A 24,830-nucleotide genomic window follows, 5' to 3' on the forward strand; every position below is an offset into this window, starting at 1 on the left:
ATGATGCCGAGGAACAGCACGTCGTTGGTGGGATCGATCCAGAACCAAGTGCCGGCCAGGCCGTCCCACAAATACGTGCCCTTGCCCGCGGGACTGCCGACTCGCAGCGGTTCTTCAAAAACGGCCACATCGAACCCGAAGCCGAAGCCAGGCTGCATGCGGTATTGGCCGATCCCGAATTTACCGTTCTGGTTCTTCACTGCCTCGGGCACATGATTGGCCGTCATCAAAGCGATCGTGCTCGGCGCAAGCAAACGTTTGCCGTCGAGCTGACCTTCGTTGGCCAGCATTTGCGCGAATCGCAAATAGTCAGCCGCCGTTGAATAAAGTCCGCCGCCGCCCGAGGGCAGGCCGGGAGGCTCGTTCACGCCTTTGTCGTGTGGCGTCGGTGCGAGTCCTTCGGCGCCCCACGCGTAGACCGTGGCGAGCCGCGACATCTTCTCCTTCGGCACATAGAACGCCGTGTCCTTCATGCCGAGCGGTTCGAAGATGCGCTCGCGCAGAAATTCCGGGAACGGTTTGCCAGAGAGTTTTTCGACCAGGTAGCCCTGGATGTCCACGCCCACGCTGTACACCCAAGCTTCACCGGGCTGATAGAGCAGCGGCAGCTGCGCCATGCGATCGATGAATTCCTGTAGCGAGCCCGCGCCGAGCGGGGTGGACTGCTGATACAACTTGTCGACGGGGGTGCTGCCGAAGTAGCCGTAAGTGAAGCCGGCGGTGTGCGACAGCAGCTCGCCCATGGTCGGCGCGTGTGCCGGCGCCACTAGTTGGCCGTCGGCGCCTTCGCCCACGAACACCTGCAGATCCTTGAACTCGGGAATGTGGCGCGAGATGGGATCGGAAGGTTGCCACTTGCCTTCCTCGTACAACATCATCAAAGCCACGCCGGTGATGGGCTTGGTCATGGAGTAGATGCGCACGATGCTGTTCATCTGCAGCGGCTTGTTGCCGGCAATGTCGGCCTGGCCGTAGGCCAGCTGCTGCACGATCTGGCCGCGGCGGGCGACGACGGTGGCAATGCCGGCCAATTGTTTGTTGTCGACCACGGCTTTCATGCCGGCATCGAGGCGCTGCAGGCGCTCGGAGGAGAAGCCGACGCTTTCCGGTTTGACGTCGGGCAGCGATAGATCGCGTGCTTGGGCCGCGAGGCTGACGAGTAAAGCCAGCGCGATCAGGCTCCATGCGCGCCAGTTTGCCGATGCCCCTGAAATTGATTCTGTCCGCACAGTGAAATCCCTCCACGGTCCGTCGAAGTTACTTTTTTTAACGCCTGGCGAGTGTAGCGGCCGGTAATGAGCGCGGCGGCGCTCGGGCCAGGCCATGACAGAACTTTGCCATCAGGCCGGCTCGGGCTGAACCGGGCGCTTAGACCACTCTTACGCGAATCTCAAGCCTTGTAGCGACCGGGCCCCTTCTTCATAGTGCGCGCCTCGTTTTCGCTCTGTGGATCCGGCCCATGCTTCCGTCGATTGAATCCCGCATTGCCACCGAACTGGCGGCCACTGCTCAACAGGTCATTGCCGCCGTAGCACTGCTGGATGAGGGCGCGACGGTGCCGTTCATCGCGCGCTATCGCAAAGAAGCGACAGGTGGCCTGGACGACACGCAGCTGCGCACGCTCGAAGAGCGGCTGTCCTACCTGCGCGAGCTGGAAGAACGGCGCGCCGCCATCATCGCCAGCATCGATGAACAGAAAAAGCTGACACCCGAGCTTCGGGCCAGCATCGAGAAGGCCGACACCAAGCAGCGCCTGGAAGACTTGTACCTGCCATACAAGCCCAAGCGCCGTACCAAGGCTCAGATTGCGCGTGAGGCCGGCCTGGACGTGCTGGCAGCGGGGCTGTTGGCGGATCGCTCGCTGACCCCGGAAGTCGAAGCGGCCAAGTATTTGAAGCCGGCGTTCAAGAATGCCGAAGGCGACGACAACCCGGGCGTGGCGGATGTGAAGGCTGCGCTGGAAGGCGCGCGCACCATTCTCATCGAGCAATTCGCCGAAGACGCCGAGTTGCTGACCAATCTGCGTACTCATCTCCAAGATAACGGCGTGGTGGTGTCCGCTGTCGCCGAGGGCAAGGAAGAGCCAGCGGCTAAGTTTCGCGACTACTTTGCGTATAGCGAAACGATCAAGACCGTGCCTTCGCATCGCGCGCTGGCGCTGTTCCGCGGCCGTAAAGAAGAGTTGCTCAAGGTTGCGCTGAAGCTGCCGGAAGATCTGCAGCCGCCGCCGGCCACCGGTCCGGCACCGTTCAACTCCTGCGAGCTCAAGATCGGCGCCCGTTTCAATATTGCTGATCGCAAACAGGCGGCCGATGCCTGGTTGCTACAGACGGTGCGCTGGACCTGGCAGGTGAAGTTGGCCTGGCAGCTGGAAGCCGAGTTGCTGACGTCGCTGCGCGAGCGCTCGGAAGAAGAAGCGATTCGCGTGTTCGCTCACAACTTGCACGACTTGTTGCTGGCCGCTCCGGCCGGCCCGCGCTCCACCATGGGCCTCGACCCTGGCCTGCGCACCGGCGTGAAAGTCGCCATCGTCGACAGCACCGGCAAGTTGTTGGAAACGGCTACCGTGTATCCGCACGTGCCGCGTAACGAATGGGATCGCACCATTGCCCATCTGGCCTTGCTGGCCAAGAAGCACAACGTCGATCTGGTCAGCATCGGTAACGGCACGGCCTCGCGCGAGACCGACAAGCTGGCCGGCGACCTGATCAAGCTGCATCCGGATCTGAAGCTCACCAAGATCGTGGTGTCCGAGGCGGGCGCTTCGGTGTATTCCGCGTCGGCGCTGGCGGCCAAGGAATTCCCGGATCTGGACGTGAGCTTGCGTGGCGCCGTGTCCATCGCGCGCCGCTTGCAGGATCCGCTGGCCGAGCTGGTGAAGATCGATCCCAAGTCCATCGGCGTCGGTCAGTATCAGCACGACGTCAGCCAGACCAAGCTCGCCAAGAGCCTCGATGCCGTCGTCGAGGATTGCGTGAACGCCGTCGGTGTCGACGTGAACACTGCGTCCGCAGCCTTGCTGGCACGTATCTCCGGTTTGTCCTCGACGCTGGCCGAAAACATCGTGCGTTATCGCGATGAGCACGGTGCGTTTGCCAATCGCGGTGGCTTGAAGAAAGTCCCGCGGCTCGGCGACAAGACCTACGAACAAGCGGCGGGCTTCTTGCGCGTGATGAACGGCGACAATCCGCTCGACGCGTCGTCGGTGCATCCGGAAGCGTATCCGGTGGTCGAGCGCATCATCGCCGAGCTGAAAAAGCCGGTGAAGGAAGTGCTGGGCGACGGTTCGACCTTGAAGAAGCTGGATCCCGCCAAGTACACCGACGAAAAGTTCGGCGTGCCGACGGTCAAGGACATTCTGAAGGAATTGGAAAAGCCGGGCCGCGATCCGCGACCGGAGTTCAAGACCGCCACCTTCAAGGACGGCGTCGAAGAGCTCAAGGACCTGCAGCAGGGCATGATCCTGGAAGGCGTGGTCACCAACGTCACCGCGTTCGGCGCGTTCGTGGACATCGGCGTGCATCAGGACGGCTTGGTGCACATCTCGATGATGTCGACCAAGTTCGTGAAAGACCCGCGCGAAGTGGTGAAGGCCGGCGACGTGGTCAAGGTGAAAGTGCTGGAAGTGGATCAGCAGCGTAAGCGTATTGCGCTGACCATGCGGCTGGATGAGTCGGCTCAGCGGGTTCGTGACAATGCGGCCGGCGATTTCCGCCGTGACCGCGATTCACGTCCACCGCAGAGACAGCAGCAACAGCAGCGTCGCGAGCCCGAGCCGGTGGGCGCCGGTGCGATGGCCGACGCCTTCGCTCGCGCCCTGAAGCGGCCGTAATTGCACCAGCCGTCTGGCGCCCAGGCTTCGTCGGGCGCCGATGCAGATTAGTCAGTGCCCGCGTTCGACGGGCACCGCTGTCTAGCTAACGTTCCTTACTCGAATTCCACGGCCGATTGCCGCCGCGGTTGCCGTCACCTTTGCTACCGCCGCCGCCGTTGTTGTTCGACGGGCGGTCGGCTCTAGGCTGGGCCTGCGGCTGCGGTTGAGCTCGCGGCTCGACTCTCGGCGCCGGCGTGTAATCGCGCCGGGGCTCGCTGCGGGGCTGACTCAACTGACGATTTTCGCGAGGCTCACTCCGAATGGTCGGGCTCGGTCGTGACGACTCGCGCTCGCGAACACGATCGTTCACGGGCGGCCGATACACACTGCTGCCACCTTGCTGGAAGGTGTTGCTCGGCTGACGTTCCATCTGATCATTACGACGTTGCTCGTTACGACGCTGCTCCGACCGAGTCGTCTCTTCAGCTCGCATGATTTCCAGCTGCTCACGCTGACGATCCCGACTATCAGTACGAGGCCGGGTTTCGGTCGCACGAGGAGCAGGCGAGTTACTGCCCGGCCGGGACAACGTGCCGCCATTGTTATTGGCATTGCTGTCGCGATCCCGACGATTCTGCCAATCGCGCACCGAGTCATTGTTCAACTCACGAGGCGCGCGATCGGTGCTGTTGCGGTCGTTAGTGTTGCGCTCGTTGAGGCCCAGCGCACGACCCTGCTCAGGCCGCTTGTTGTCGCCCGACGCAAAGCCCGAGCCCGGCCGAACGAAGTCGCCACCACGCTTGGGGCCACGATCCTGCAACTCGGCGCGACCGATGGGTCGACCGCCATTGCTCTCGATGGCGCCGCGTTCACGATTGAAGGGCACGCGACCGGCGTAGTAATCGCCACGACCCATATTGTTGAAACGATCCACATCGCGCGGCGGCTGGCGAACCTGGCCACCGAGTACGCTCTCACGATACGGCGCAATCGAGGGCGGGCGACGTTCCGCGTGGAAGCCACGCAACCGATTGTCATCCGGCCGCACCCAGTGATCGCCGATCCGACGGCCACCAACGAAGTAGTCCCGCGACACTGTCGTCACACCGCCAGGGTAGTGGCGATAGTCGAAGCGCGGCGGTGGCAAGCGCCGGCCGTAGAAATAATTGTTGTTGATGATGACGGTATTGGAAACATTCACGTAGCGGATGTACCGCGGCGTGTGTCGATAGCCCGGGTAATAAACATCGCGCGGGCTGAGCGGATACCAGCCGACGTTGCCGAACGACACTGAGATGCCGACGCTCGGTCCACCCACCCAACCCACCAGCGCCGGTGCATATACCGGGCGAATGTGACGCGGGCCCGGCACCCAGCACCAACGGTCGCGAATGCTGGCCCAGCGGCCGTAATGGAACGGCGCATAGCCCCAGCGTGCATCGTCCATCCACGACCAGCCCCAAGGCGACACATACACCCAGCGGCCGTAGCGATACGGCGCCCAGCCGCTCGCCACATAAGTCGGGCGCCACACGTAGCCGTATTCGGGCTCGCTGATCCATTCGCCGTTGTCGTCCAGATCTTCGTAACCGACCACGTCGCGAGACACGTATTGAGCCGACTTGGAGCGCTCGTTACGGCCGTCACGATCATTGGCCCAGTTCTCGAAGGCCGTGCGTGAACCGAGCTTGTCGATCTGGCCGCTGAGATTGTCGACGCCGGCGAACACGCCGCGCTCGTTGTCACGAACCACGAAACGTTGATTGCCGCCTTTGACTTCGGCCTCGCCGTGACGCGTCTTGACGATGGTGCGGTCGGCCGACTTGTCGACCTCGAGGTGATATTCGCCGACGCGATTCAGCACCACGGTGGAGTGCGGCGTTTCGATCTGGATGGTTTCGCCTTCCGCCAGACGGCGCACGCGAATGGTGGCAGCGCCTTCGGTCAGGCTGGCTTGCAACACGCCTTCGTCGAGCTCGATGAAACCGAAGCCGGTGTCGCCGTCGAGATAAACCGCCGCCGAGCCGATCTGCAGCTCGGCGCGACCGCCTTTTTCCACCCACAAACGATCGCCGCTGGTGAGCGGCCGGTTGATGGAGGCTTCGGCCCATTCTTCGCTGCCGGCCGGTGCCAGCGTCACTTCGCCATCGAGGTAGCCGAGACGCGCGACGCGGCTGGGCGGATCGACGACTGGCGTGGCGCGGCTGGAGGATTCGGTCGCGCTTTCCGGCTCGACCACAGGCACAGGCTCGACGTCTTCGCCGGATTCGATCACCGCCTCGGGCTCGACCACGGGCTCTTGAGCTGCCGCGATGTTGGGTGCAGCCGCCAGCCAGCCCAGCCCCAGAACAGCCACGCTGCCCAGGCCGAAAAGACGCAGACGCTCGAAGCTGGGTGTCGGAGAATTAGTCACGTTGCTGCCTGAGAGTTGGCTGCTGGCTGGAGCCGCGAGTCGGCGGTTGGCGCTACTGGAAATCATGATGCCCACCCCCGTTAGAACGGTTGTGAGCATGATCCGTTCCCAGGGGTGAACTCAAGGTGAACGTGCTGAATGCGTTAGTCTTGGGGTGTTCACCTCCCAATAATCAAAGCATTAAGTCATGTTCACACAGCAGGCGATGGCATGCCGGGCGCGCTGATCGTCGGTGCCAGCTCGGGAATCGGTGCGGCGCTGGCGCAGCGCTTGTCCAAGCAAGGTTATCGCGTCGGGCTCGCAGCCCGGCGCAGCGAGTTGCTCGAGCAAGTGCGCGCCGGGTTGCCTGGGCCCGCGGTCACCAAAGTCATGGATATTTCTGAGCCCGAAGCAGCGATGGCAGCGCTGCGCGAGCTGATTGCCGAAGTCGGCGATGTTGAGTTGTATGTAATCAGCTCGGGCGTGGGTTTCATCAATCCGCAGCTGCAGTGGGCGGAAGAACGCAACACCATCGAGGTCAACGTGCTCGGCTTCACTGCCATGGTGAACGTGGCCATCGGCGCGTTGGAAGCACGAGGCTCGGGTCAGCTGGTTGGTATTTCATCTGTGGCAGCGCTGCGCGGCGGCCGGGCGGCGCCTGCATACAACGCATCGAAAGCGTTTGTTTCTAATTATCTGGAAGGTATTCGGCAACGCTGCCAGCGCAGCGGCATGCCCATCACGGTCACGGACATTCAACCGGGGTTCGTCCGCACCGCTATGGCGCAGAGTCCACAGTTGTTTTGGGTGGCGTCCGCGGACCGGGCAGCAGAGCAAATATTTGCCGCCATTCGCCAACGTAAGCGGCACGCCTATGTGACCCGCCGCTGGCGTTTGGTGGCCTGGCTGCTGCGGAGCCTGCCTGCCAGTTGGTACCAACGGCTGTAAGCCACGACAGAATGTTGACAGACCCGTCAAATCGGGCCGATTTGACGGGATTTCCAGCCCGAGCGCGGCGGCAGTTGTGAGGTGTTTCGCGGATTGCATCAGGCGCCTGCCTAATACTGCCTACGTTTAATAAGAAGATTTGGCCATGGAGTTATCCGGGAACCCAAAAGATCTGGCCTTGCTACGCAGTTTCACGCCTTTCGACGGCATGAAACCCGAGAGCGTGGCCGTGTTCGCCCGGAAAATCTCCCGCCGCCAGGCGCCCAAGGGCCGCCTGTTGTTCACCGAGGGCGATGACGACAAGCAGACCTTTTATTTGGTCAGCGGCTCGGTGGATTTGCTGGCCGAGGGCGAGATCATCGGTTCGGTCCGCAGCGGCACGCCCAAATCCAAGAGTCCGCTGGCCCATCAGCTGCCTCGGCCGTATTCGGCGGTGGTGACGTCCGACCGGATCGAATATTTGCAAATCGACAGCGAGTTTCTGGACGTCGCAGTCACGCTCGATCAAACCGGCGCTTACAAGGTGCTGGAGTTGAACGGCCTGGAAGACGGCGCGCCCGGCCCGGACGACTGGATGACGGCGCTGTTGCAGACCAAAGCTTTTCACAAGATTCCGCCGGCCAACATCCAAGCCGTGTTCATGCGCCTGCAACGCATCGACTGTCGCGCCGGTGAGGTGGTCATCAAGCAGGGCGACAACGGCGATTATTTTTATGTGGTCGTCAAAGGCATCTGCCAGGTGGCGCGTGAAACGCCGCTCAACAAAGATGGCGTGCGGCTGGCCGAGCTGAAGATGGGCGACACCTTCGGTGAGGAAGCGTTGATCTCCGATGTGAAGCGCAATGCCACCGTGACCATGGTCACCGACGGCGTGCTGATGCGGCTGGCGAAAGACGATTTTCGCAAGCTGTTGCATGAGCCGTTGCTCGACTGGGTCGACTACGACCATGCCAAGCGTATCGTCGCGGCCGAAGGCGGGCTGTGGGTGGATGTGCGTCTGCCTTCGGAGTTCGAACATTACCGTGCCGACGGTGCCATCAACATTCCGCTGCATTCGTTGCGCTTGAAAATGAAGGCGCTGGACCGTAATCGGCATTACATCGTCTGTTGCGATACCGGCCGGCGCAGTTCGGCTTGCGCCTATATCCTCGCCGAGCGTGGCTTCAATGCCAGCGTACTGCGAGGCGGCCTCGGCTCTACCGAGCTGGCTGCGCCGCGCTGAGTTTGCTTACCACTCTTTAATTTCCCGGGCCGCCGGCCCAAGATGCCGCCTTGCCATCAGCTATGGAGACGGCCATGGGATTGTTGTCTCGTCCTGCCTCGTTGCTCGCGGCACTAGCCTTTTGCGCATCGCCGTCGCTGGCCGCTGCGCAGTCCGCGGAGACGGTGCTGACCGGCTTGATCGGCGAGTACGAACAGCTGATCCGCAAGGACGATCCAGTCAGTGCCGGTCAGGAAGGCGATCGCGAAGCATTGCGCCGTCTGCCCGATGTGCGCGCTGAGACACTGCAGGCCAATGCCAAGCTGCTCAAGAGTCTCGGCGAGCGATTAGCGAAGATCGATGCATCCGGTCTGTCCGATGACGCGGCACTGAATCATCAGCTACTCAGCGGCGTCGTTGCCACGCATTCCGAACAACTCACATTCGATCTGCCGCGCATTCCGTTCGAGAACGACAGCGGCTTTCACACTCTGCTCGACTACCTGGCGCGCACCACGACCATCGGCTCACGTGAAGATGCCGATGCATGGTTGGCTCGTCTCGAAGCGACGCCGGCGTATTACGAACAGAACCTCATCAATTTGCAGCGAGGTGTAAAAACCAAGTTCACGCAACCTCGCATCGTTGCTGAGCGCGTGCTCGAGGTTGCTCGCAAGCAGGCCAATGGCAAGCCCGAAGACAGCTCGATGTTATTGCCGTTCGCTCGTCTGCCCGCCGGCATTCCGGCACAGGCACAACAGGAATATCGCAGTAAGGCGCTCGCGGTGGTGCGCGATCGGATCCTGCCGTTACAAAAGAAGTTCGCCGACTTCATGGCCAAGGACTATTTGCCGGCGACGCGCGCCAAGCTGGCGTGGCGTACCGTTCCCAACGGCGAAAGTTCTTATAAGTTCTTTGTGCGCCGTGAGACCACAACCCGGATGACGCCGGATGAAATTCATCAGTTGGGTCAGTCGGAAGTGGCGCGCATTCGCGGACTGATGGAAAAGACCATCGCGCAGACCGGCTTCAAGGGCAGCTTCGCCGACTTCTTGACCCTGCTCCGCACCGACCCACGCTTCTATGCCAAGACGCCCGAAGAGCTGATGGAAAAGGCGAGTGAAATCGCCAAGCGCTCCGATGATCAATTGCCCCGGCTGTTCGGCACCTTGCCGCGTCTGTCCTACGGTGTGCGACCAGTGCCGGCCGATATCGCTGAGGGTTACACCACCGGCCGTTACTGGGTGGGCAGCATGCAGCAGGGTCAGGCGGGCGGGTACATGGTGAACACCTCGCACCTCGATCAGCGTCCGCTCTACGAGCTGCCGGCGCTCACCGTGCATGAGGCGGTGCCGGGCCATCATTTGCAGATCGCGTTGTCGCAGGAACTGACCGGGCTGCCGTACTTCCGTCGCAACACCAGTCCGACTGCGTTCGTGGAGGGCTGGGGGTTGTATTCGGAGTTCCTGGGCGAGGAGATGGGCATCTATCGCGATCCCTATGAGCGCTTCGGCCGCTACTCGTACGAAATGTGGCGCGCCTGCCGCCTGGTGGCCGACACCGGCATTCATTGGTTGGGTTGGGATATCGAGCAGGCGCGACGTTGCTTCACCGAGAACTCGGCGCTCGCCCCTCACAACATCCAGACCGAGCTGGAGCGCTACATCTCCTGGCCGGGGCAGGCGCTGGCGTACAAGATCGGCGAGCTGCGACTGCGCAGCCTGCGTCGCGATGCCGAGCAGGCGTTGGGTGAGGAGTTCAACGTGCGCGAATTTCACGACAAGTTACTGCTCAGTGGCGCGCTGCCTTTGGACGTGTTGAGCAAGCGCATTCAAGCTTGGGTGGCGCAGAAGTCGTCCAGCAAGGCGGACGCACCGTCCGCGCTAGCTCCTTGATTTGCAGTCAGATCTCGCCGGTTTTTAACGTTAACGACGCGCTAGTAACGGTAAAGAACGGCGCCTGCACCAGCTCGACCGCCTAAGCTCCGCCGCCTTTGTGCCGTACTGAGCGGCACGCGCGAGGAATTGACGATGGTCGAGCGGTCTCGGAGTGCGGTCCTTTCATTGGCATTGTTGGCGACGGTGAGCAATATCGCGTCGGCGGCCGACAACTTGGAAGAGGTGGTGGTGTTCGCCCGTGGCGAGCAACAGATCGGCAAGGCTGCCGCGGCCAGCGAGGGTGCGGTGGGTGGTGCCGACCTTGCGGTTCGCCCCCTGCTGCGGGTGGCGGAGTTGCTGGAGGTGGTGCCGGGCATGATCGCCGTCCAGCACTCGGGCTCCGGCAAGGCCAACCAGTACTTCCTGCGCGGCTTCAATCTCGACCACGGCACCGACTTCTCCAACTACATCGACGATGTGCCGATGAACCTGCGCACCCATGGCCATGGGCAGGGTTATCTGGACGTTAACGGACTGATTCCCGAAGTCGTCGACCGCATCGACTACCGCAAAGGGCCATATCGCGCCGACACCGGCGACTTCTCCATGGCCGGCACGGCCCACATGAGCACGGTCACCCGCCTGCCTACGTTCATCTCGGCCGAAGGCGGCAAATACGATTGGCAGCGCCTGGCCGGCGGCACGTCCACCGAGATCGGCGCGGGCGAGTTGGTCGCGGTCGGCGAATGGAAGTCCTATGACGGCCCGTGGGAGCTGGCGGAGAACCTGAAGCATCAATCGGCCTGGGCCAAGTACACGCTGCCCCTGGACAACACGCGGCTGGAGCTGAGCCTGTCGGGCTATCACGCCGAGTGGCGTCCCACCGAACAGATTCCCGAGCGTGCCATCGGCACGGACGCGTGCGAGAACGTGTACTGCTCGCTCGATCCCACCGCGGTTGGTGAAACGCTACGCTGGATCGGCGCCGCGCGTTTGATCGGCCAGGACTGGCGGGCGACGGTGTACGCGCAGTACTACGACTGGCACATGCTGTCGAACGCCACTTACGACTTCCAGATCAATCAGTTCGATCGTCGTTGGATTGGCGGCGGCCGCTTCGAGCGCGCTTTCGAGGTCAACGAGCAGTTGTCGTTCACTGCTGGCGTCGAAGGTCGCTACGACGACATCGGCAACGTCGGCTTGCAGCACACCGAAGACGGCGCTGCGATCGAAAACATCAGCCGACATTCGGTGCGTGAAAGCTCCGCTGGCGTTTACTCGGAAGCGACCTGGCGACCCATCGAAGCTTTGCGACTCACCGGCGGCTTGCGCGGCGACTATTACGATTTCGATGTGAAGGCACGCATCGATGGCGTCGATGCTGGCTCCGACAGCGATACCGCTGTTTCTCCAAAGTTAGGTGCTGCTTACACCGTGAGCGACCGCATCGAGGTGTATGGCAACTGGGGGCGCGGCTTTCATTCCAACGATGCGCGTGGCGTCGTGAACACGGTGACGCCGGTGGCTGGCTTGAGCAAAGGCGCAGGTCACGAAGTCGGCGCACGCTTTGAACTCGGCCCGGTGCGTTTGACGGCGACGTATTGGTGGCTCGAGTTGGATAGCGAGCTGAAGTTTGTCGGCGATTCGAATTCAGTCGAACCCGGCGCGGCGACCAAGCGTCGCGGCTATGAGCTGGTGGGCTTCTGGCGCCCGCTGGATTGGCTTGCTTTCGATGCGGTCTGGACCGGTAGCCGTGCTCGCTACGACAACAGCCCGGATGGGGTGTATGTGACCGGCGCGGTCGAGAATGCCGGCGAGTTGGGGATCGCCATGATCCACGACCGCTGGGAAGCCAGCCTGCGCGTGCGCCATCTCGGCGAGTATCCGTTGATCGAAGACAACTCGTTGCGTGCCGATCCCGAGACCAGCCTCAATCTGCGCGGCGCCTGGAAGGGCGAGCACTTCACCATCTACGCCGAGCTGTTGAATGCGCTCGATGAAGACGGCAAGGACATCGTTTATTACTACGGTGCGCATGTCGCCGGCCTGGATCCGGATGGCGAACAGGTGGACGGCCGAGTCAGCCGGGTGGAGGAGCCGCGGACCCTGCGCTTCGGGGTGAAGTACAATTTCTAAATGGCCACCAAAAGCACCCCCAAGATCAGCGCCGGCACCACTGTGTACGGCATCAAAGCCTGCGACACCATGAAAAAGGCCCGCACCTGGCTCGAAGAGCACGGTGTGGAGTACCAATTTCATGACTACAAGGTCGCCGGCGTGGAGCGCGATCGGCTGGAGGGCTGGTGTAAGAAAGTCGGCTGGGAAGTGTTGCTGAACCGCGCCGGCACCACGTTCCGTAAATTGCCCGAGTCCGACAAGATCGATCTGAACGAGCGCAAAGCCGTCACCCTGATGCTGGCGCAACCCTCGATGATCAAGCGCCCGGTGCTGGAGAAGGGCGCCAAGTTGTTGGTGGGCTTCAAGCCCGCCGACTACCAGGCTGAACTGGGCTGATCGCCCCCGCTTGATGGCAGGCCGGATGCGGCGGAATCCCGGCTGTAAACGGTTCCATGATCTGCCAGACTCGGCGCATGAGCACCAGCGCTTTTGGCCCGAAACCCATGAAACTCAGCATCCTGACCGCGGCTCTGCAGGAGCTGACGCCGCGCGATCAGCGGGATGCCGATCCGGACTTGGCCGTCGCAGAATGGTTGCAGTTCGCGCGCGACATTGGCTCGCCGAACATTCAACTATCGGCGGCTTTGCATCCCACCGAGAGCGACGTGCCTGCCGAGGCGATGCTCGATCCGGTCGCCAACACGCTGGATCTGCGTCAGCCGTTCGATAAAGCGCGTGCGTCGCGAGTGCTGGCGGCGATGAAAGAAACCGGCGTCGGTCTGTCCGATGTGGGCTATTTCGACAACATGCTGGTCGCCGATGCCGCCGCCCGTCGCAAGAAACATGACTTCATGCTGCGTGTGTTCGACGCCGCGGTGCTGTTGGGAACCGACGCCGTGTGCGGCTTCGTCGGCCGGAACCCGCTGTTGGAAATGGACCAGAACCTGGTCATGTTCGAAGAGGTGTTCATTCCGCTGCTCAAGGAAGCCAAGGCGCGCGGTCTGACGTATCGAATCGAGCAATGCCCGATGCCGGGCTGGAATGTTCTGGATCGCTGGCACAACAACATCGCCTACGCGCCCGGGCCGTGGATCGCCTTGCATCGGATTTGCGAGCGGCACGGCGTCGGCGATCAGTTCCGAATTCATTACGATCCGTCGCACGCCATTTTGATGGGACAGGACACGCGCTCGTTGTTTCAATATCTCAAAGACACGGGCTACGGATTTTTGATCGGCGGTTTCCATGTGAAAGGCCAGGTCGTCGATTCGCGCGGCGTCGCTGCGTGGGGCTATGGCGGGCAGACCTTGGAGCGGGGTGATTGGATCGACGGCAAGCCGTCGCCCAATCCGGCCGATCAGGGCAACGCCTGGAAGAAACAAACGGTGTTGTGCGAACACGAGCTGCCGGGCACGGCGCGGCACGATCCGTTGGCCTATCTGCAAAACAGATCGGTGGACTGGCTCGATCATCAGTTGGCCGCGCGTGAATTGTTGTCCATCGATCCGGCCAAGACGTATCTGGTCGTGGAACACGAATATCCGCCGGCGCGCATTCAAGACAAGGCACGGCTCGCGCCCATCCTGAAAGGCTCGCTGGCGTTCGTGAAAGCCATCGACGAAGCGGCAGCCGCCATGTACTCGCTGCAGCATGAGGTGCTGAAGTCGCAGGGCATTCCCATCCAAGGCGTGGGTCGCGAAGCCTACCGGTCATAACCGGTCGCTCGAAACGACTGGCCGTTTTTGACCGCTGCCTGTCGGACGGCGGTCTCGTCAGGCGACTCCCCGGCGCGCAGGCTACGCGTCACAGTGTGCTGGAGGAGTCGTCATGAAGTCCGCGTTGATCGTCATCGATGTGCAGCAGTCGTTCACTCGCCGTCCGTACTGGGACGAAGCCGAGTTGCCGTCGTTCGTAAAGAATCTGCAGCTGCTGGTGAATCGTGCTCAGCAGGCCAAGGTGCCGGTACTGCAGGTATTCCACGTCGATGAAGACGGCCCGGAAAATCCGTTTTCGTTCGCGTCCGGCTTGATCAAGACCTTGCCGCAGTTCGACTTGAATCCCACCGAGGTGTTCACCAAGGCGGTGCACTCGGGCATGTTCGCCACCACCAAGAACGGCCAGAGCCTGGACTATTGGCTGCGCAAGCACGGCATCGAGCGGCTGATCGTTACCGGTATTCGCACCGAGCAGTGCTGTGAGACGACCACCCGCCACGCCAGCGACTTGGGCTACACCGTCAGCTATGCCATCGATGCGACCCTGACCTTCCCGATGGTGTCCGGATCGGGCCGCACTTACACTGCTGCCGAGATTCGGGACCGGACCGAGTTGGTCTTGCAGGGCCGCTTCGCTCAGGTGCAGCGTGCCGAGGCCGTAACCATCTGACGAGTTGATCTGATGAGGCGGATGCCATGAGGAACGTGCTGTTCGCGCTGCTGCCTGAAGTAGTCCTGCTGGACGTGGCTGGCGCGGCCGAAGCTTTTCGGATGGCGAGCATGCTGGTCCCGGGCAGCTACGATTTGCTGTTCGTCGGCAGCAGTTCGTCGTTGCGTTCCTGTGTGGGCCTGCAGCTCAGCAAGCTGCAGCGCCTGCCCGCCGTGGTGCCGGATCATTCCATCGTAGTGATCACGGGCGTCAGCTCGGTGTCGTTGGATTTGCAGTCGGAACCGGTCCGTGAACTCACCGACTGGTTGGCGAAAGTCGCTCGCAACGAAACCGTGTCGTTGTTGTGTGTTTGCTCCGGCAGTTTGCTGGCAGCGCAAGCTGGCTTGTTACGCGGCCGTCAATGTACGACCCATCACGAGTTCATCGAACGGCTGGCGAAGATGGAACCGAACGCCACCGTGCACGGCAATCGGATCTTTGTCGAAGACGGTCATGTCATGACCAGTGCCGGTGTGACTTCCGGTATCGACTTGGCGCTGCACGTGATCGGCCGTCAGCTCGGCCACAAGATCGCAGTGGCAGTGGCGCGAGATTTGGTGGTTTACATGCGTCGCACGACCGCGGACCCGCAGTTGTCCGCGTGGCTCATGCATCGCAATCACATTCATCCCGCCGTTCATCGAGTGCAGGATGCTATTGCCCGCAATCCGGCCGCCGATTGGTCATCGGAAAAGCTCGCCGCCGTCGGCTGCATGAGTGCGAGAAACTTAGGACGGTTGTTTGCCGAGCACGCAGGATGCTCACCGCTCGATTACGTGCAGCGGCTACGCGTGGCGCTGGCGCGTGAGATGGTGGTGAATAGCGATTTGGCGTTGGAACGAGTTGCCGAACGCAGCGGTTTCAGCTCCGCGCATCATCTGCGGCGAGTCTGGCGGCGTTGGGAGTCGGTGTCGCCGGCAGAGTTTCGCCTGACACCTCGCTGACCGTTACCGACTCGAAGCCGCGCTCGCGCAAGCCCTTCAGTATCAATGGCAGTGCCTGAAGAATCAGCGGCCGATGACGCTGATCGCGCTCGTGGCCGTCATGTAACAACACGATGTCGCCAGGTCGAATGCGACCGACTACGCCGTTTGCCACCTTGTGCGGATCGCGAGCGAACGTGTCGCGTGAATGGATGGACCACGCGGCCACGTTGAGATTTCTCTTATGCGCGGCCCGCGCCATCGCGGGACTCTTCAATCCCACCGGCGGCCGATACCACGGCTCGAGCTGCGAGTTGGTCATCGACTTGATCAATTCGCCACAACGATCGATCTCGACGCCATGCCCGGCGGCCGAATAAAAATTCTGAAAATGCGAGTGATGCCAGGAATGATTGCCTAGCTCATGGCCTTCGCGAAGTAGGCGTTCGGCCACAGCGCGATGTTTTTCCAGATAACGGCCGATCACGAAAAAGGTCGCGCGGGCCTGATGCTCGGCCAGGATATCGAGCACCGCCGGCGTGACTTCGGGATCCGGCCCGTCATCGAACGTCAGTGCCACTTGCCTTCGATCGGTACGGCCACGCACCAGCGTCGGATACAGGATCGAGGAGTCCGGACGGAACACGCCGTCGGTCAGCAGCAAGGCCCAGGCGCCGAGCGGTATTCCCAGGCTCAAAGCGCTGGGACCGAAAGCCGCGGCCGAGCCGGCGGTGACGGCGGCGCTGGCCAGCAGGAATCGATCGGCGCGACACAGGTTCAAAGGCAGATCCAAGCGGCGAAGGGGGCGCGCCATGATGGCAATTGCGATTCAAGTTGTCGATTGACGGCATCGGCAATGGCGATTGCTGGCCGTGGCAGCCAGGCGCAATGTGTCTGTCCGCAGTCAAATACTCGCTGCCTATCCCTGGTGGAGATGCCTCATGAGCGATGCCAAGTTTCTTGCCGTCACGGATGCCAGTTTCGATCAGCAGGTGCTGGCCGCGTCCGGTCCGGTGCTGTTGAAGTTCGAAGCCGATTGGTGCGGCCCGTGCCAGGCGATGAAGCCCATGATCGAAGATATCGCCCGCGACTACGACGGCCGCGTCACGGTCGTGACCATGGACGTGGATCAGAACAATCGCACTCCGCACCGTTTTGGTGTGCGTGGTGTGCCGACAGTGTTGTTGTTCAAGAACGGCGAAGTGGTGGGACAGAAAGTCGGTCTGCCGCGCAAGGCCGAGTTGACCGCGCTGTTGGACGCGAAACTCAACTGAAGTTGTAGCTCACACAACGGCGCAGACTACTCCCTGGGGAGGGGGCAAGCTGCCGCGGAAAATCCGACGTGCATCCAGCGCGGTGCAGTAGTAGAAGCATCAGGCCCGGTTCGACGAAAGTTGAATCGGGCCTTGGTATTTGCAGCGGTATAAAAAATTCGATCAGGGCCGCAGAGGTGACCCGTGAAATCCGTTCGGGCGAAACGCCGTGGTGGCCAACCACGGCAACGGTCGCCACGCAGGGACGGTGACGACCAGGCTGGGGAACAGGATCAGTTGGAATCTCCAAGCGTTCGGCTGTCGCTGGCTCAGTGGCCCGCGGCGGCATTGCTCATTGATCGCGACGGCTATGTGGTCGCCGGCAATCGCGCGGCCGAAAAACTTTTTGGTTATAACCAGCTCGAGCTGCGCGAAGTCACCATCGATGAATTGATTCCGGCCTGGCGCCCGCTGGATCGGAGCGCCGACCTGTCGGACACCTCGGTGCGACGGCATCGCGCGACGGGTCATTGTCACGATGGCAGTACGTTGCCACTGCGCTTCATACAGTTGTTCGTCGATGCTGCCGAGGGTGATGCCGCGTTGGTCGTCATCACTCCACGCAATAGCGCCGGACAGGCGACGCCGATTCGCAATCGTCACAGTGAAGAACGGCTGCGTGCGGCGGTGAGGGCCGGGCGCATCGGCACTTGGATCTGGGATTTTCGCAAGGACACCATGTGGTGGGACCGAGCGATGTACCGGCTGTGGGACCAGGATCGTCAGCGCGGCGTCATGCCGGTTGCGTCGGCCGCGGAACTACTGCATCCCGACGATCGCCCTTGGATCCGTCGTCTGGTGGCCGAGCAAGTCGCCAGCGGTGCCAGCGAAATTTCTTTGGAATGTCGGCTGTTGTTGCCGAACGGTCTGATTCAATGGATTTCCGTCAATGGTCAGATCGAGCGGGACTCGAGCGGCCAGGCAACCCGCATGATCGGCGCGAGCATCGATGTAACGGCGCGCAAGAATGCCGAAGACGCTCTCCATCATTCGCAAAAGATCGAAGCCCTAGGCACGCTGGCCGGCGGCATCGCGCACGACTTCAATAACATTCTGCTGGCCATTGCCGGCAACACGCGGCTGGCGATTCAGGAATTACCGCTGGACCATCCGGTGCAAAGCGGACTGGCTGAAGTGGCCAAGGCCAGTGCGCGTGCCACCGATCTGGTGAATCGTATTCTGACCTTCAGCCGGCAGAACGATTGCCGTCGCGAAATCATCCAACTGCAGCCGGCGGTGGAAGATGCGCTCAAGCTGTTGCGTGCCACGTTGCCGGCGATGATCGAGATCAATTGCAAGTTCACTGCGGAGCTACCGGCGGTGCGCGCCGACGCGACGCAGATTCATCAGATCATCATCAACCTGGTCACCAACGCATCGCATGCCATCGGTGACGGTGCCGCCGGCTCCATCAACATCGCGCTGGATGAAGTGCATGTGGCGCAAGGCGGGCCGCTGACGCCGGAGCTCAAGGCCGGCCGTTATTTGCGCCTGTCGGTGAGCGATACCGGCAGCGGTATGGACAAGATCACTTTGGATCGTGTGTTCGATCCGTTCTTCACCACCAAGCCGGTGGGGCGCGGCACTGGATTGGGACTGAGCGTGGTTGACGGCATCATGCGCGCTCACGAAGGTTCGGTGCTGGTGTCCAGCGAACTCGGGCGAGGCGCGACTTTCAGATTGTATTTTCCGGCTGTAGAAGCGGCACCGGTCGAGAACAAACCGGTCCCGAGCCAAGTTGCCACGCTGGCGACGGAAGGCAGCGGCCGGCGCGTGATGTATATCGACGATGAAGACTCGCTGGTTTATTTGATGACGCGAGTGTTGCAACGCTCTGGGTATCGGGTCACTGGTTTCACCGATGCCGAGCAGGCACTACAAGTGTTGAAAGAGCGGCCCGGCGAGTTCGATGCGGTGGTCAGCGACCTCTCCATGCCGGGCATGTCGGGCTTTCACGTGGCTCGTGCCATTCAGGAAATTCGTCGCGATCTGCCGGTCATAATCACATCGGGCTACGTGCGCGCCGAGGATCGCGAAACTGCCAAAGCAGTGGGCGTGCGAGACGTGGTGCTCAAGCCCGACACGGTCGAAGAACTGGCGCAGGTGCTGGAGCGGGTGCTGGACGCCGGAGAATCAAATCTTCTGAAGTGACAGTTCCAGAAAATGAGCTTGTTGGCCGGGGGAGGGGCGCGGTAATAAGCCGGCCTCATCAGCATCCGCCACGGCCACGACATGTCGCAAGCTCAGTACCTCGATCCCCGCACCGGTAACCGCTATTCGCTCGACGAGCCGCGTTGGCGCTCTGATGCCGGCGGCCCGTTGTTGGTCGAAGCGCTGCCCGGCATCGGCAAGGATGACATCGACAGCAAGACCCGCTCGCTGTGGCGCTATCGCGCGTCGTTGCCGCTCGACATCAAGCCGGTGACGCTGGGCGAAGGCTGCACGCCGTTGTTGGAAAAGTCCTGGGGCAAGGAACAGCTGTTGTTCAAGGCCGACTGGATTTCGCCCACCGGCAGCTTCAAGGACAAAGGCGCGACGGTGATGGTGTCGTTCCTGAAACAGTTGGGCATCGACGCCATTCTCGAAGACAGCTCCGGAAACGGCGGTGCCGCCATCTCGGCGTACGGTGTGGCCGCTGGCATGCGTGTGCGCATTCTTTGTCCGGAGTCGACCCAGCCGGCCAAGGTCGCGCAGATGCGCATCTTCGGTGCCGACGTGCGACTGATTCCCGGCACGCGCCAGGACACCGAGAACGCCGCTCTCCAACAGGCCTCGGAAGTGTTCTACGCCAGCCACAACTGGCATCCCTTCTTCTTGCAAGGGACCAAGATGACGGCGTACGAGATTTGGGAAGATCTGGGCTTCCGCGCGCCCGATAACGTGATTCTGCCGGTGGGTGCCGGTAGCAACGTGATGGGTTGCGATCTGGGCTTTTGCGAGTTGCTGGCCGCCGGTCAGATCAAGAAACTGCCGCGAATCTTCGGCGTGCAGCCGGCGGCGTGCGCACCGATCAAGGCCAGCTTCGATGCCGGCAGCTTCGATCTGGTGCCCACCGAATTCAGCACCACCATGGCGGAAGGTGCGTCGATCCGTAAGCCGGTGCGGTTGAAGGAAGTGTTGTCGGCCGTGCATCGCTCGGCGGGCGCGATGGTGACGGTCCGCGAAGATGAAATTCTCGCAGCTCTGCATCGGCTCGCCGGCATGGGCCTGTTCGTCGAGCCGACCTCGGCCATCGTCGGTGCAGCGATCGATCAGCTGTACGCGAGTGGCAAGATTCGTTCGGGCGAAACCACGGTGGCGCTGTTGTCCGGTTCGGGCCTCAAGGCCAGCGCGTTCGTCACCAAGCTGTTCGAAGGCTAAGTCAGCCCGTCGGCGAATTGCGGCGGAACGCTTCGAGGATTCGTTCCGCCAACTTCGACGTCGCAATGGACTGCGTGTCCGGCGTGCCACGCATCACGATGTGAATGTCGCCCAGGTTGGGGAAGCCGTCTTCCGGGCCGAGAATTCTCAGGCCCGGCGGCACCACGCACCGGGCCATGGTGGTCACCGCGAAGCCGGCCCGGGCCGCAGCCACCAGCACCGTCCAACTTTTACTTTTCACGCCGATACGAAAGTCGGGGGCGACTTCGCCCTCGCGAGCGCTGTCCCGTAGCGCTGCGATGGTGGCGCGATACACCGGCGACTCGTCGGAAAACACCGCGAGCTTGATGGGCCGTTGCAAATGAGTGTCGTGATCGGGCGAGCCGGTCCAGACCACCGGTTCTTTACGCAGGATGACATCGGAGCGTTTCGGCGCCTGAGTCGCGAGGATGGCTAGGTCGAGCTGGCCGTTGTCGAGCTGCTCGATCAGCACCGGCGAGGTGTTGACCACCACTTCCACGCTTACATTGGGCCAGCTGCGAGTCAGCTCCGCGAAGATATCGGGCAGCAGCAGGGCCGCGTAATCGTCCGGCAAGCCGAGGACCACGCGGCCGCCGGCGTCGCCACCGCGCCAGGTGCTGACCACCTTGTCGTGTAAAGCCAGGATCTGGCGCGCTTGCTGGGCGAGTTGCTCGCCTTTGTCCGTGAACACCATGTCCCGGCCGCGTTTGGTGAACAGCGGGTGCCCCACCAGCTCTTCCAGCCGCCGCATCTGCATGCTGACCGCCGGCTGCGAGCGCAAGACCAGCTGCGCCGCGCCCTTGAAGCTGCCGGCATCGGCGAACGCCACCAGGGTGCGGAGCAGATCGATATCCAGATTGACCTTCATGACGGACCGCGAACCTCCTCGAGTCCGCATCGTAAAGCCAGCGGGGCGGAAAACTTAGCACCTTCTGCACACCCGCAGCAGCCGAGATGGCTGCGGCTGTACGGCCCGGGCGTTTTTGCGCTAGGGTCGCAGCCCAACTCGCCACCGCTGGAGTCCTCGTGCGCTTCACATCCACCGTTCTTGCGAACGCAATTTTGTCGTTGGGCCTGGCCGGCAGCGCGGCGGCGGCCGAACAGGTCGACCTGCTGGTCCAGAACGGCGTCATCTACGACGGCAGCGGCGGCAATCCCATCAAGGGTGACGTGGCGGTCCGCGGCGGCCGAGTGGTCGCAGTCGGCAAGCTGACCGATTACCAGGCCAAGCAAAAAGTGGATGCCAAAGGTCTGGCGGTCGCGCCGGGCTTCATCAACACGCTGTCATGGGCCAATGAGTCCCTGATTTATGACGGCCGCGGCATGAGCGACATCAAACAGGGCGTGACGCTGGAGATTTTCGGCGAAGGCACGTCGATGGGACCGGTCAACGGCACCATTCGCGAGGAGATGCTCAAGACTCAGGGCGATATCCGCTACGACATCACGTGGACCACGCTCGGCGAATACTTGGAGTATCTGACCAAGCGCGGCGTGTCGCCGAACGTTGCATCGTTCATCGGCGCAGCCACGGTTCGTCAACATGAGATTGGTTTCGCCAATCGCGCGCCGACGCCGGCAGAGTTGGGTCGCATGCAGGAGCTGGTCCGCCAGGCGATGCGTGAAGGCGCGCTCGGTGTCGGCAGCTCGTTGATCTACGCGCCGGGCAACTATGCGAAGACCGACGAACTGATCGCGATCACCAAAGCGGCTGGCGAATACGGCGGCGCTTACATTTCGCACATGCGCAGCGAGGGCGATCGTTTCCTCGAAGCGTTGGATGAGTTGTTACAGATCGCTCGCGAAGCCAACGTGCCGGCGCAGGTTTATCACTTGAAGGCGGCTGGCAAAAAGAACTGGCCCAAGATGCAACAGGCTATCGACAAGATCGAAGCGGCGCGCAAGTCCGGATTGAAGATCACCGCTGACATGTACGCATACACCGCCGGTGCGACTGGCTTGGACGCGGCGATGCCGACGTGGGTGCAGGAAGGCGGCATCGACGATTGGGTGGCGCGTTTGAAGAAGCCGGAGATTCGCGCGCGCGTGCTCAAAGAAATGCGCGATCCGAATGCGGGCTTCGAAAGTTTGTTACAAGCGGCCGGCTCGGCAGACAAGGTGCTGTTGATCGGCTTCAAGACCGACAAGCTCAAGCCGCTCACCGGCAAGACGCTGGCGGAAGTGGCCAAGATGCGCGGTGTGTCGCCTGAAGATGCGGCCATCGATTTGGTCATCGAGGATCACACGCGTATCGGCGCCGCGTACTTCCTGATGTCGGAAGAGAACGTGAAGCTGGGCTTGTCGCAGCCGTGGGTGGCCATCGATTCGGATGCAGAAGCGCCGGCGCCGGAAGGTCCGTTCCTGCTCAGCAATCCGCACCCGCGTTCGTACGGCACGTTCGCTCGCTTCCTCGGCCACTACGTGCGCGATCAGAAAGTCGCGACATTGCAGGATGCGATTCGGCGCATGACCAGCCTGCCGGCGGAGACGTTCAAGCTGACCAATCGCGGTTGTTTGAAGAAGGAATGCTACGCCGACATCGTGGTGTTCGATCCGGCCACGATCAAGGATCACGCCACGTTCGAGAAGCCGCATCAGTACGCGACTGGCGTACAACATGTGTTCGTCAACGGCGTGCAGGTGTTGCGCGATGGCGAACATACTGGCGCGAAGCCCGGCCAGTTCGTGCGTGGGCCGGGCTATAAGAAGGGCAGCTAATGCGGCGCCGTCGCCGGTTCATACCGGCGGCGGATTGCGCTCTTTGAAGTCGCGCTGATGCCAGTACGGATAAGCCAGCGGTGTAACGCTGGCTTCATCCAACTTCTTCACTTGCTCCGCCGACAAATTCCATCCCAGCGCACCGAGGTTGTTCTTCAATTGCTCCTCGTTGCGCGCCCCGATGATGACGTTCGCAACGGTGGGCCGCTGTAACAACCAGTTCAGCGCGATCTGCGGCACCGTCTTGCCGGTCTCTTTGGCGATCAGGTCGAGCGCATCGACGACCTTGTAGACATGTTCATCCGGCACCGGCGGACCTTTGTCGGTGCTCAATTGCGAATGCAGGCGCGAGGTGTCGGGCAGCGCCTGACCGCGACGGACTTTGCCGGTCAGACGGCCCCAGCCCAGCGGGCTCCACACGATGGCACTGACTTTTTGCTCGATGCCGAGCGGCATCAGCTCCCATTCGTAGTCGCGACCGATCAGCGAGTAATACGCCTGATGCGCGACGTGCCGATTCCAGCCGTAGCGATCCGACACCGCCAGCGATTTCATCAGGTGCCAGCCGGAAAAGTTCGACACACCGGTGTAACGAATCTTGCCCGCGCTCACCAGGTCGTTCAGGGTGCGCAGGGTCTCCTCGACCGGCGTGGTCGCGTCATAACCGTGCAACTGGAAGATATCGATGTAGTCGGTGTCGAGACGCTTCAGCGCTTTATCGACCGCTTGTAGCAGGTTGAAGCGCGAGGAGCCGACGTCGTTCGGTCCCTGGCCGTTGCGGAAGGTGGCCTTAGTGGAAATGATGACTTTGTCGCGCCGACCGCGGAGCGCCGCGCCCAAGATTTCCTCTGCGGCGCCGCCGGAGTAAATATCGGCGGAGTCGAACATGTTGATGCCGGCTTCCAGGCTGATGTCCACCAGCCGGGTGGCCGCCTTGACGTCGTTGTCGCCCCAGCTCTTGAAAAAATCGCCTTTGCCGCCGAACGTGCCGGTGCCGAGGCTGAACACCGGGACCTTGAAGCCCGACGCACCCAATTGCCTGAATTCCATACTGCTCTCCGCAAGATCTGAGGCCGGCGGACTTTATAGCGCACAAATTAGTGAAACGGCGTCACGGGCCTGGTGCGGCTGATGGGCAGGAAGCTCAAATGCCGGGGGTGCAGGGACGCACAGGACCGGCTAAATTTGGCTCCATGCAAAAAGTCATCCCCCCCATCGTGGTCATCACCACCGGCGGCACCATCGACAAGGCCTATTTCGATGCGCTCAGCGCCTACAAGATCGGCGAGCCCATGGTTAAAAAGATGCTGGACGTGGCCAATGTGACCCGCCCGTTCCGTGTGGTCGAAATGTTCCGTAAGGACAGCCTGGACCTGACCGATCAGGATCGCCGGGCGCTGTTCGAAACTGTCGCGGCGCTGGACACCGACCGTGTCGTCATCACTCATGGCACGGACACGATGACCGACTCGGCCCAGGTGCTGAAGTCGATTCCCGGCAAGACCATCGTGTTCACCGGGGCTTTGTCGCCGGCGCGCTTCGCCGAGAGCGACGCGATGTTCAACTTGGGGATGGCTTTCGCAGCGGTGCAGACCTTGCCCGCGGGGGTGTACGTGGCCATGAGCGGTCAGGTATTCCGAGGCGATGAGGTTCGCAAGGACCGCGAGCACGCCCGTTTCGTTTCGACCGCCGAATAATCGAACGCGAGCTCGAGCTCGTCG

General features: G+C 61.9%; 19 protein-coding genes. 14 read left to right on the top strand and 5 right to left on the bottom strand.

Going from position 1 to position 24,830, the window contains the following annotated elements; genetic code table 11:
- Positions 1-1,229: serine hydrolase domain-containing protein (locus JNL55_RS10800; protein WP_293852827.1), on the bottom strand; the 1,229-nt coding region annotated here is incomplete at its 3' end.
- A 230-nt stretch (positions 1,230-1,459) separates the two neighbouring features.
- Here JNL55_RS10800 and JNL55_RS10805 point away from each other — a divergent pair.
- Positions 1,460-3,832, top strand: a complete 2,373-nt coding sequence (locus JNL55_RS10805) for a Tex family protein (RefSeq protein ID WP_293852828.1) — start codon at positions 1,460-1,462, stop codon at positions 3,830-3,832.
- 85 nt (positions 3,833-3,917) lie between these two features.
- Here the strand turns inward: JNL55_RS10805 and JNL55_RS10810 are convergent, their stop codons facing one another.
- Positions 3,918-6,293, bottom strand: a complete 2,376-nt coding sequence (locus JNL55_RS10810; protein ID WP_293852829.1) for a DUF6600 domain-containing protein — start codon at positions 6,291-6,293, stop codon at positions 3,918-3,920.
- A 144-nt stretch (positions 6,294-6,437) separates the two neighbouring features.
- Between JNL55_RS10810 and JNL55_RS10815 the strand changes: the two genes are divergently transcribed.
- The 8 genes from JNL55_RS10815 to JNL55_RS10850 all read left to right on the top strand — a co-directional run bounded on the left by JNL55_RS10815 (position 6,438) and on the right by JNL55_RS10850 (position 15,718).
- Positions 6,438-7,154, top strand: a complete 717-nt coding sequence (locus JNL55_RS10815; RefSeq protein ID WP_293852830.1) for an SDR family NAD(P)-dependent oxidoreductase — start codon at positions 6,438-6,440, stop codon at positions 7,152-7,154.
- Positions 7,155-7,299: 145 nt separating this feature from the next.
- The gene (locus JNL55_RS10820; protein ID WP_293852831.1) at positions 7,300-8,376 is read left to right on the top strand and encodes a cyclic nucleotide-binding domain-containing protein; all 1,077 of its coding nucleotides are present in this window, start codon (positions 7,300-7,302) and stop codon (positions 8,374-8,376) included.
- Between the two features lie 74 nt (positions 8,377-8,450).
- On the top strand, positions 8,451-10,250 hold the full coding sequence (locus JNL55_RS10825) for a DUF885 domain-containing protein (protein ID WP_293852832.1): 1,800 nt from the start codon (positions 8,451-8,453) through the stop codon (positions 10,248-10,250).
- Between the two features lie 135 nt (positions 10,251-10,385).
- Complete coding sequence (locus JNL55_RS10830; protein ID WP_293852833.1) at positions 10,386-12,368, top strand: TonB-dependent receptor; 1,983 nt, start codon at positions 10,386-10,388, stop codon at positions 12,366-12,368.
- A complete protein-coding gene (locus tag JNL55_RS10835) occupies positions 12,369-12,746 on the top strand; it encodes an ArsC family reductase (RefSeq protein ID WP_293852834.1) in 378 nt (125 codons plus the stop codon).
- Between the two features lie 77 nt (positions 12,747-12,823).
- Complete coding sequence (locus tag JNL55_RS10840; protein WP_293852835.1) at positions 12,824-14,065, top strand: sugar phosphate isomerase/epimerase family protein; 1,242 nt, start codon at positions 12,824-12,826, stop codon at positions 14,063-14,065.
- Positions 14,066-14,177: 112 nt separating this feature from the next.
- Complete coding sequence (locus JNL55_RS10845; RefSeq protein ID WP_293852836.1) at positions 14,178-14,735, top strand: cysteine hydrolase family protein; 558 nt, start codon at positions 14,178-14,180, stop codon at positions 14,733-14,735.
- Between the two features lie 26 nt (positions 14,736-14,761).
- Complete coding sequence (locus JNL55_RS10850; RefSeq protein ID WP_293852837.1) at positions 14,762-15,718, top strand: GlxA family transcriptional regulator; 957 nt, start codon at positions 14,762-14,764, stop codon at positions 15,716-15,718.
- Here JNL55_RS10850 and JNL55_RS10855 read toward each other — a convergent pair.
- The gene (locus JNL55_RS10855) at positions 15,636-16,511 is read right to left on the bottom strand and encodes a polysaccharide deacetylase family protein (protein ID WP_293852838.1); all 876 of its coding nucleotides are present in this window, start codon (positions 16,509-16,511) and stop codon (positions 15,636-15,638) included. The two genes, JNL55_RS10850 and JNL55_RS10855, sit on opposite strands and share 83 nt — an antisense overlap.
- A gap of 127 nt (positions 16,512-16,638) precedes the next feature.
- Here JNL55_RS10855 and trxA point away from each other — a divergent pair, with 127 nt between their 5' ends.
- The 3 genes from trxA (at position 16,639) to JNL55_RS10870 (ending at position 20,370) form a co-directional block, all read left to right on the top strand.
- The gene (trxA, locus tag JNL55_RS10860; RefSeq protein ID WP_293852839.1) at positions 16,639-16,971 is read left to right on the top strand and encodes a thioredoxin; all 333 of its coding nucleotides are present in this window, start codon (positions 16,639-16,641) and stop codon (positions 16,969-16,971) included.
- A gap of 276 nt (positions 16,972-17,247) precedes the next feature.
- Positions 17,248-19,161: an ATP-binding protein gene (locus JNL55_RS10865; protein ID WP_293852840.1), complete on the top strand. Its 1,914-nt coding sequence runs from the start codon at positions 17,248-17,250 to the stop codon at positions 19,159-19,161.
- An 81-nt stretch (positions 19,162-19,242) separates the two neighbouring features.
- Entirely contained in the window at positions 19,243-20,370 is a 1,128-nt protein-coding gene (locus tag JNL55_RS10870) for a threonine synthase (protein ID WP_293852841.1), read from the top strand.
- Position 20,371: 1 nt separating this feature from the next.
- Here the strand turns inward: JNL55_RS10870 and JNL55_RS10875 are convergent, their stop codons facing one another.
- Positions 20,372-21,259, bottom strand: a complete 888-nt coding sequence (locus JNL55_RS10875) for a LysR substrate-binding domain-containing protein (RefSeq protein ID WP_293852842.1) — start codon at positions 21,257-21,259, stop codon at positions 20,372-20,374.
- A gap of 158 nt (positions 21,260-21,417) precedes the next feature.
- Between JNL55_RS10875 and JNL55_RS10880 the strand changes: the two genes are divergently transcribed.
- Complete coding sequence (locus JNL55_RS10880; RefSeq protein WP_293852843.1) at positions 21,418-23,109, top strand: N-acyl-D-amino-acid deacylase family protein; 1,692 nt, start codon at positions 21,418-21,420, stop codon at positions 23,107-23,109.
- An 18-nt stretch (positions 23,110-23,127) separates the two neighbouring features.
- Here the strand turns inward: JNL55_RS10880 and JNL55_RS10885 are convergent, their stop codons facing one another.
- Positions 23,128-24,159 carry an aldo/keto reductase gene (locus tag JNL55_RS10885; RefSeq protein ID WP_293852844.1) on the bottom strand — a complete coding sequence of 344 codons (1,032 nt, stop codon included), beginning with the start codon at positions 24,157-24,159 and terminating at the stop codon, positions 23,128-23,130.
- Positions 24,160-24,302: 143 nt separating this feature from the next.
- Here JNL55_RS10885 and JNL55_RS10890 point away from each other — a divergent pair, with 143 nt between their 5' ends.
- Positions 24,303-24,806 (top strand): asparaginase domain-containing protein, encoded by a 504-nt coding sequence (locus JNL55_RS10890; protein WP_293852845.1) that lies wholly within the window; start codon positions 24,303-24,305, stop codon positions 24,804-24,806.
- The last annotated feature ends 24 nt before the right edge of the window (positions 24,807-24,830 follow it).

Source organism: Steroidobacter sp., from assembly GCF_016790065.1.
Classification (GTDB): Bacteria; Pseudomonadota; Gammaproteobacteria; order Steroidobacterales; family Steroidobacteraceae; genus Steroidobacter.

Excerpts from the sequence above, each read along its gene's own strand:
- JNL55_RS10805 (WP_293852828.1), top strand. The coding sequence starts at position 1,460 with ATGCTTCCGTCGATTGAATCCCGCATTGCCACCGAACTGGCGGCCACT.
- JNL55_RS10810 (WP_293852829.1), bottom strand. The coding sequence starts at position 6,293 with ATGATTTCCAGTAGCGCCAACCGCCGACTCGCGGCTCCAGCCAGCAGC.
- JNL55_RS10815 (WP_293852830.1), top strand. The coding sequence starts at position 6,438 with ATGCCGGGCGCGCTGATCGTCGGTGCCAGCTCGGGAATCGGTGCGGCG.
- JNL55_RS10820 (WP_293852831.1), top strand. The coding sequence starts at position 7,300 with ATGGAGTTATCCGGGAACCCAAAAGATCTGGCCTTGCTACGCAGTTTC.
- JNL55_RS10825 (WP_293852832.1), top strand. The coding sequence starts at position 8,451 with ATGGGATTGTTGTCTCGTCCTGCCTCGTTGCTCGCGGCACTAGCCTTT.
- JNL55_RS10830 (WP_293852833.1), top strand. The coding sequence starts at position 10,386 with ATGGTCGAGCGGTCTCGGAGTGCGGTCCTTTCATTGGCATTGTTGGCG.
- JNL55_RS10835 (WP_293852834.1), top strand. The coding sequence starts at position 12,369 with ATGGCCACCAAAAGCACCCCCAAGATCAGCGCCGGCACCACTGTGTAC.
- JNL55_RS10840 (WP_293852835.1), top strand. The coding sequence starts at position 12,824 with ATGAGCACCAGCGCTTTTGGCCCGAAACCCATGAAACTCAGCATCCTG.
- JNL55_RS10845 (WP_293852836.1), top strand. The coding sequence starts at position 14,178 with ATGAAGTCCGCGTTGATCGTCATCGATGTGCAGCAGTCGTTCACTCGC.
- JNL55_RS10850 (WP_293852837.1), top strand. The coding sequence starts at position 14,762 with ATGAGGAACGTGCTGTTCGCGCTGCTGCCTGAAGTAGTCCTGCTGGAC.
- JNL55_RS10855 (WP_293852838.1), bottom strand. The coding sequence starts at position 16,511 with ATGGCGCGCCCCCTTCGCCGCTTGGATCTGCCTTTGAACCTGTGTCGC.
- trxA (WP_293852839.1), top strand. The coding sequence starts at position 16,639 with ATGAGCGATGCCAAGTTTCTTGCCGTCACGGATGCCAGTTTCGATCAG.
- JNL55_RS10870 (WP_293852841.1), top strand. The coding sequence starts at position 19,243 with ATGTCGCAAGCTCAGTACCTCGATCCCCGCACCGGTAACCGCTATTCG.
- JNL55_RS10875 (WP_293852842.1), bottom strand. The coding sequence starts at position 21,259 with ATGAAGGTCAATCTGGATATCGATCTGCTCCGCACCCTGGTGGCGTTC.
- JNL55_RS10885 (WP_293852844.1), bottom strand. The coding sequence starts at position 24,159 with ATGGAATTCAGGCAATTGGGTGCGTCGGGCTTCAAGGTCCCGGTGTTC.
- JNL55_RS10890 (WP_293852845.1), top strand. The coding sequence starts at position 24,303 with ATGCAAAAAGTCATCCCCCCCATCGTGGTCATCACCACCGGCGGCACC.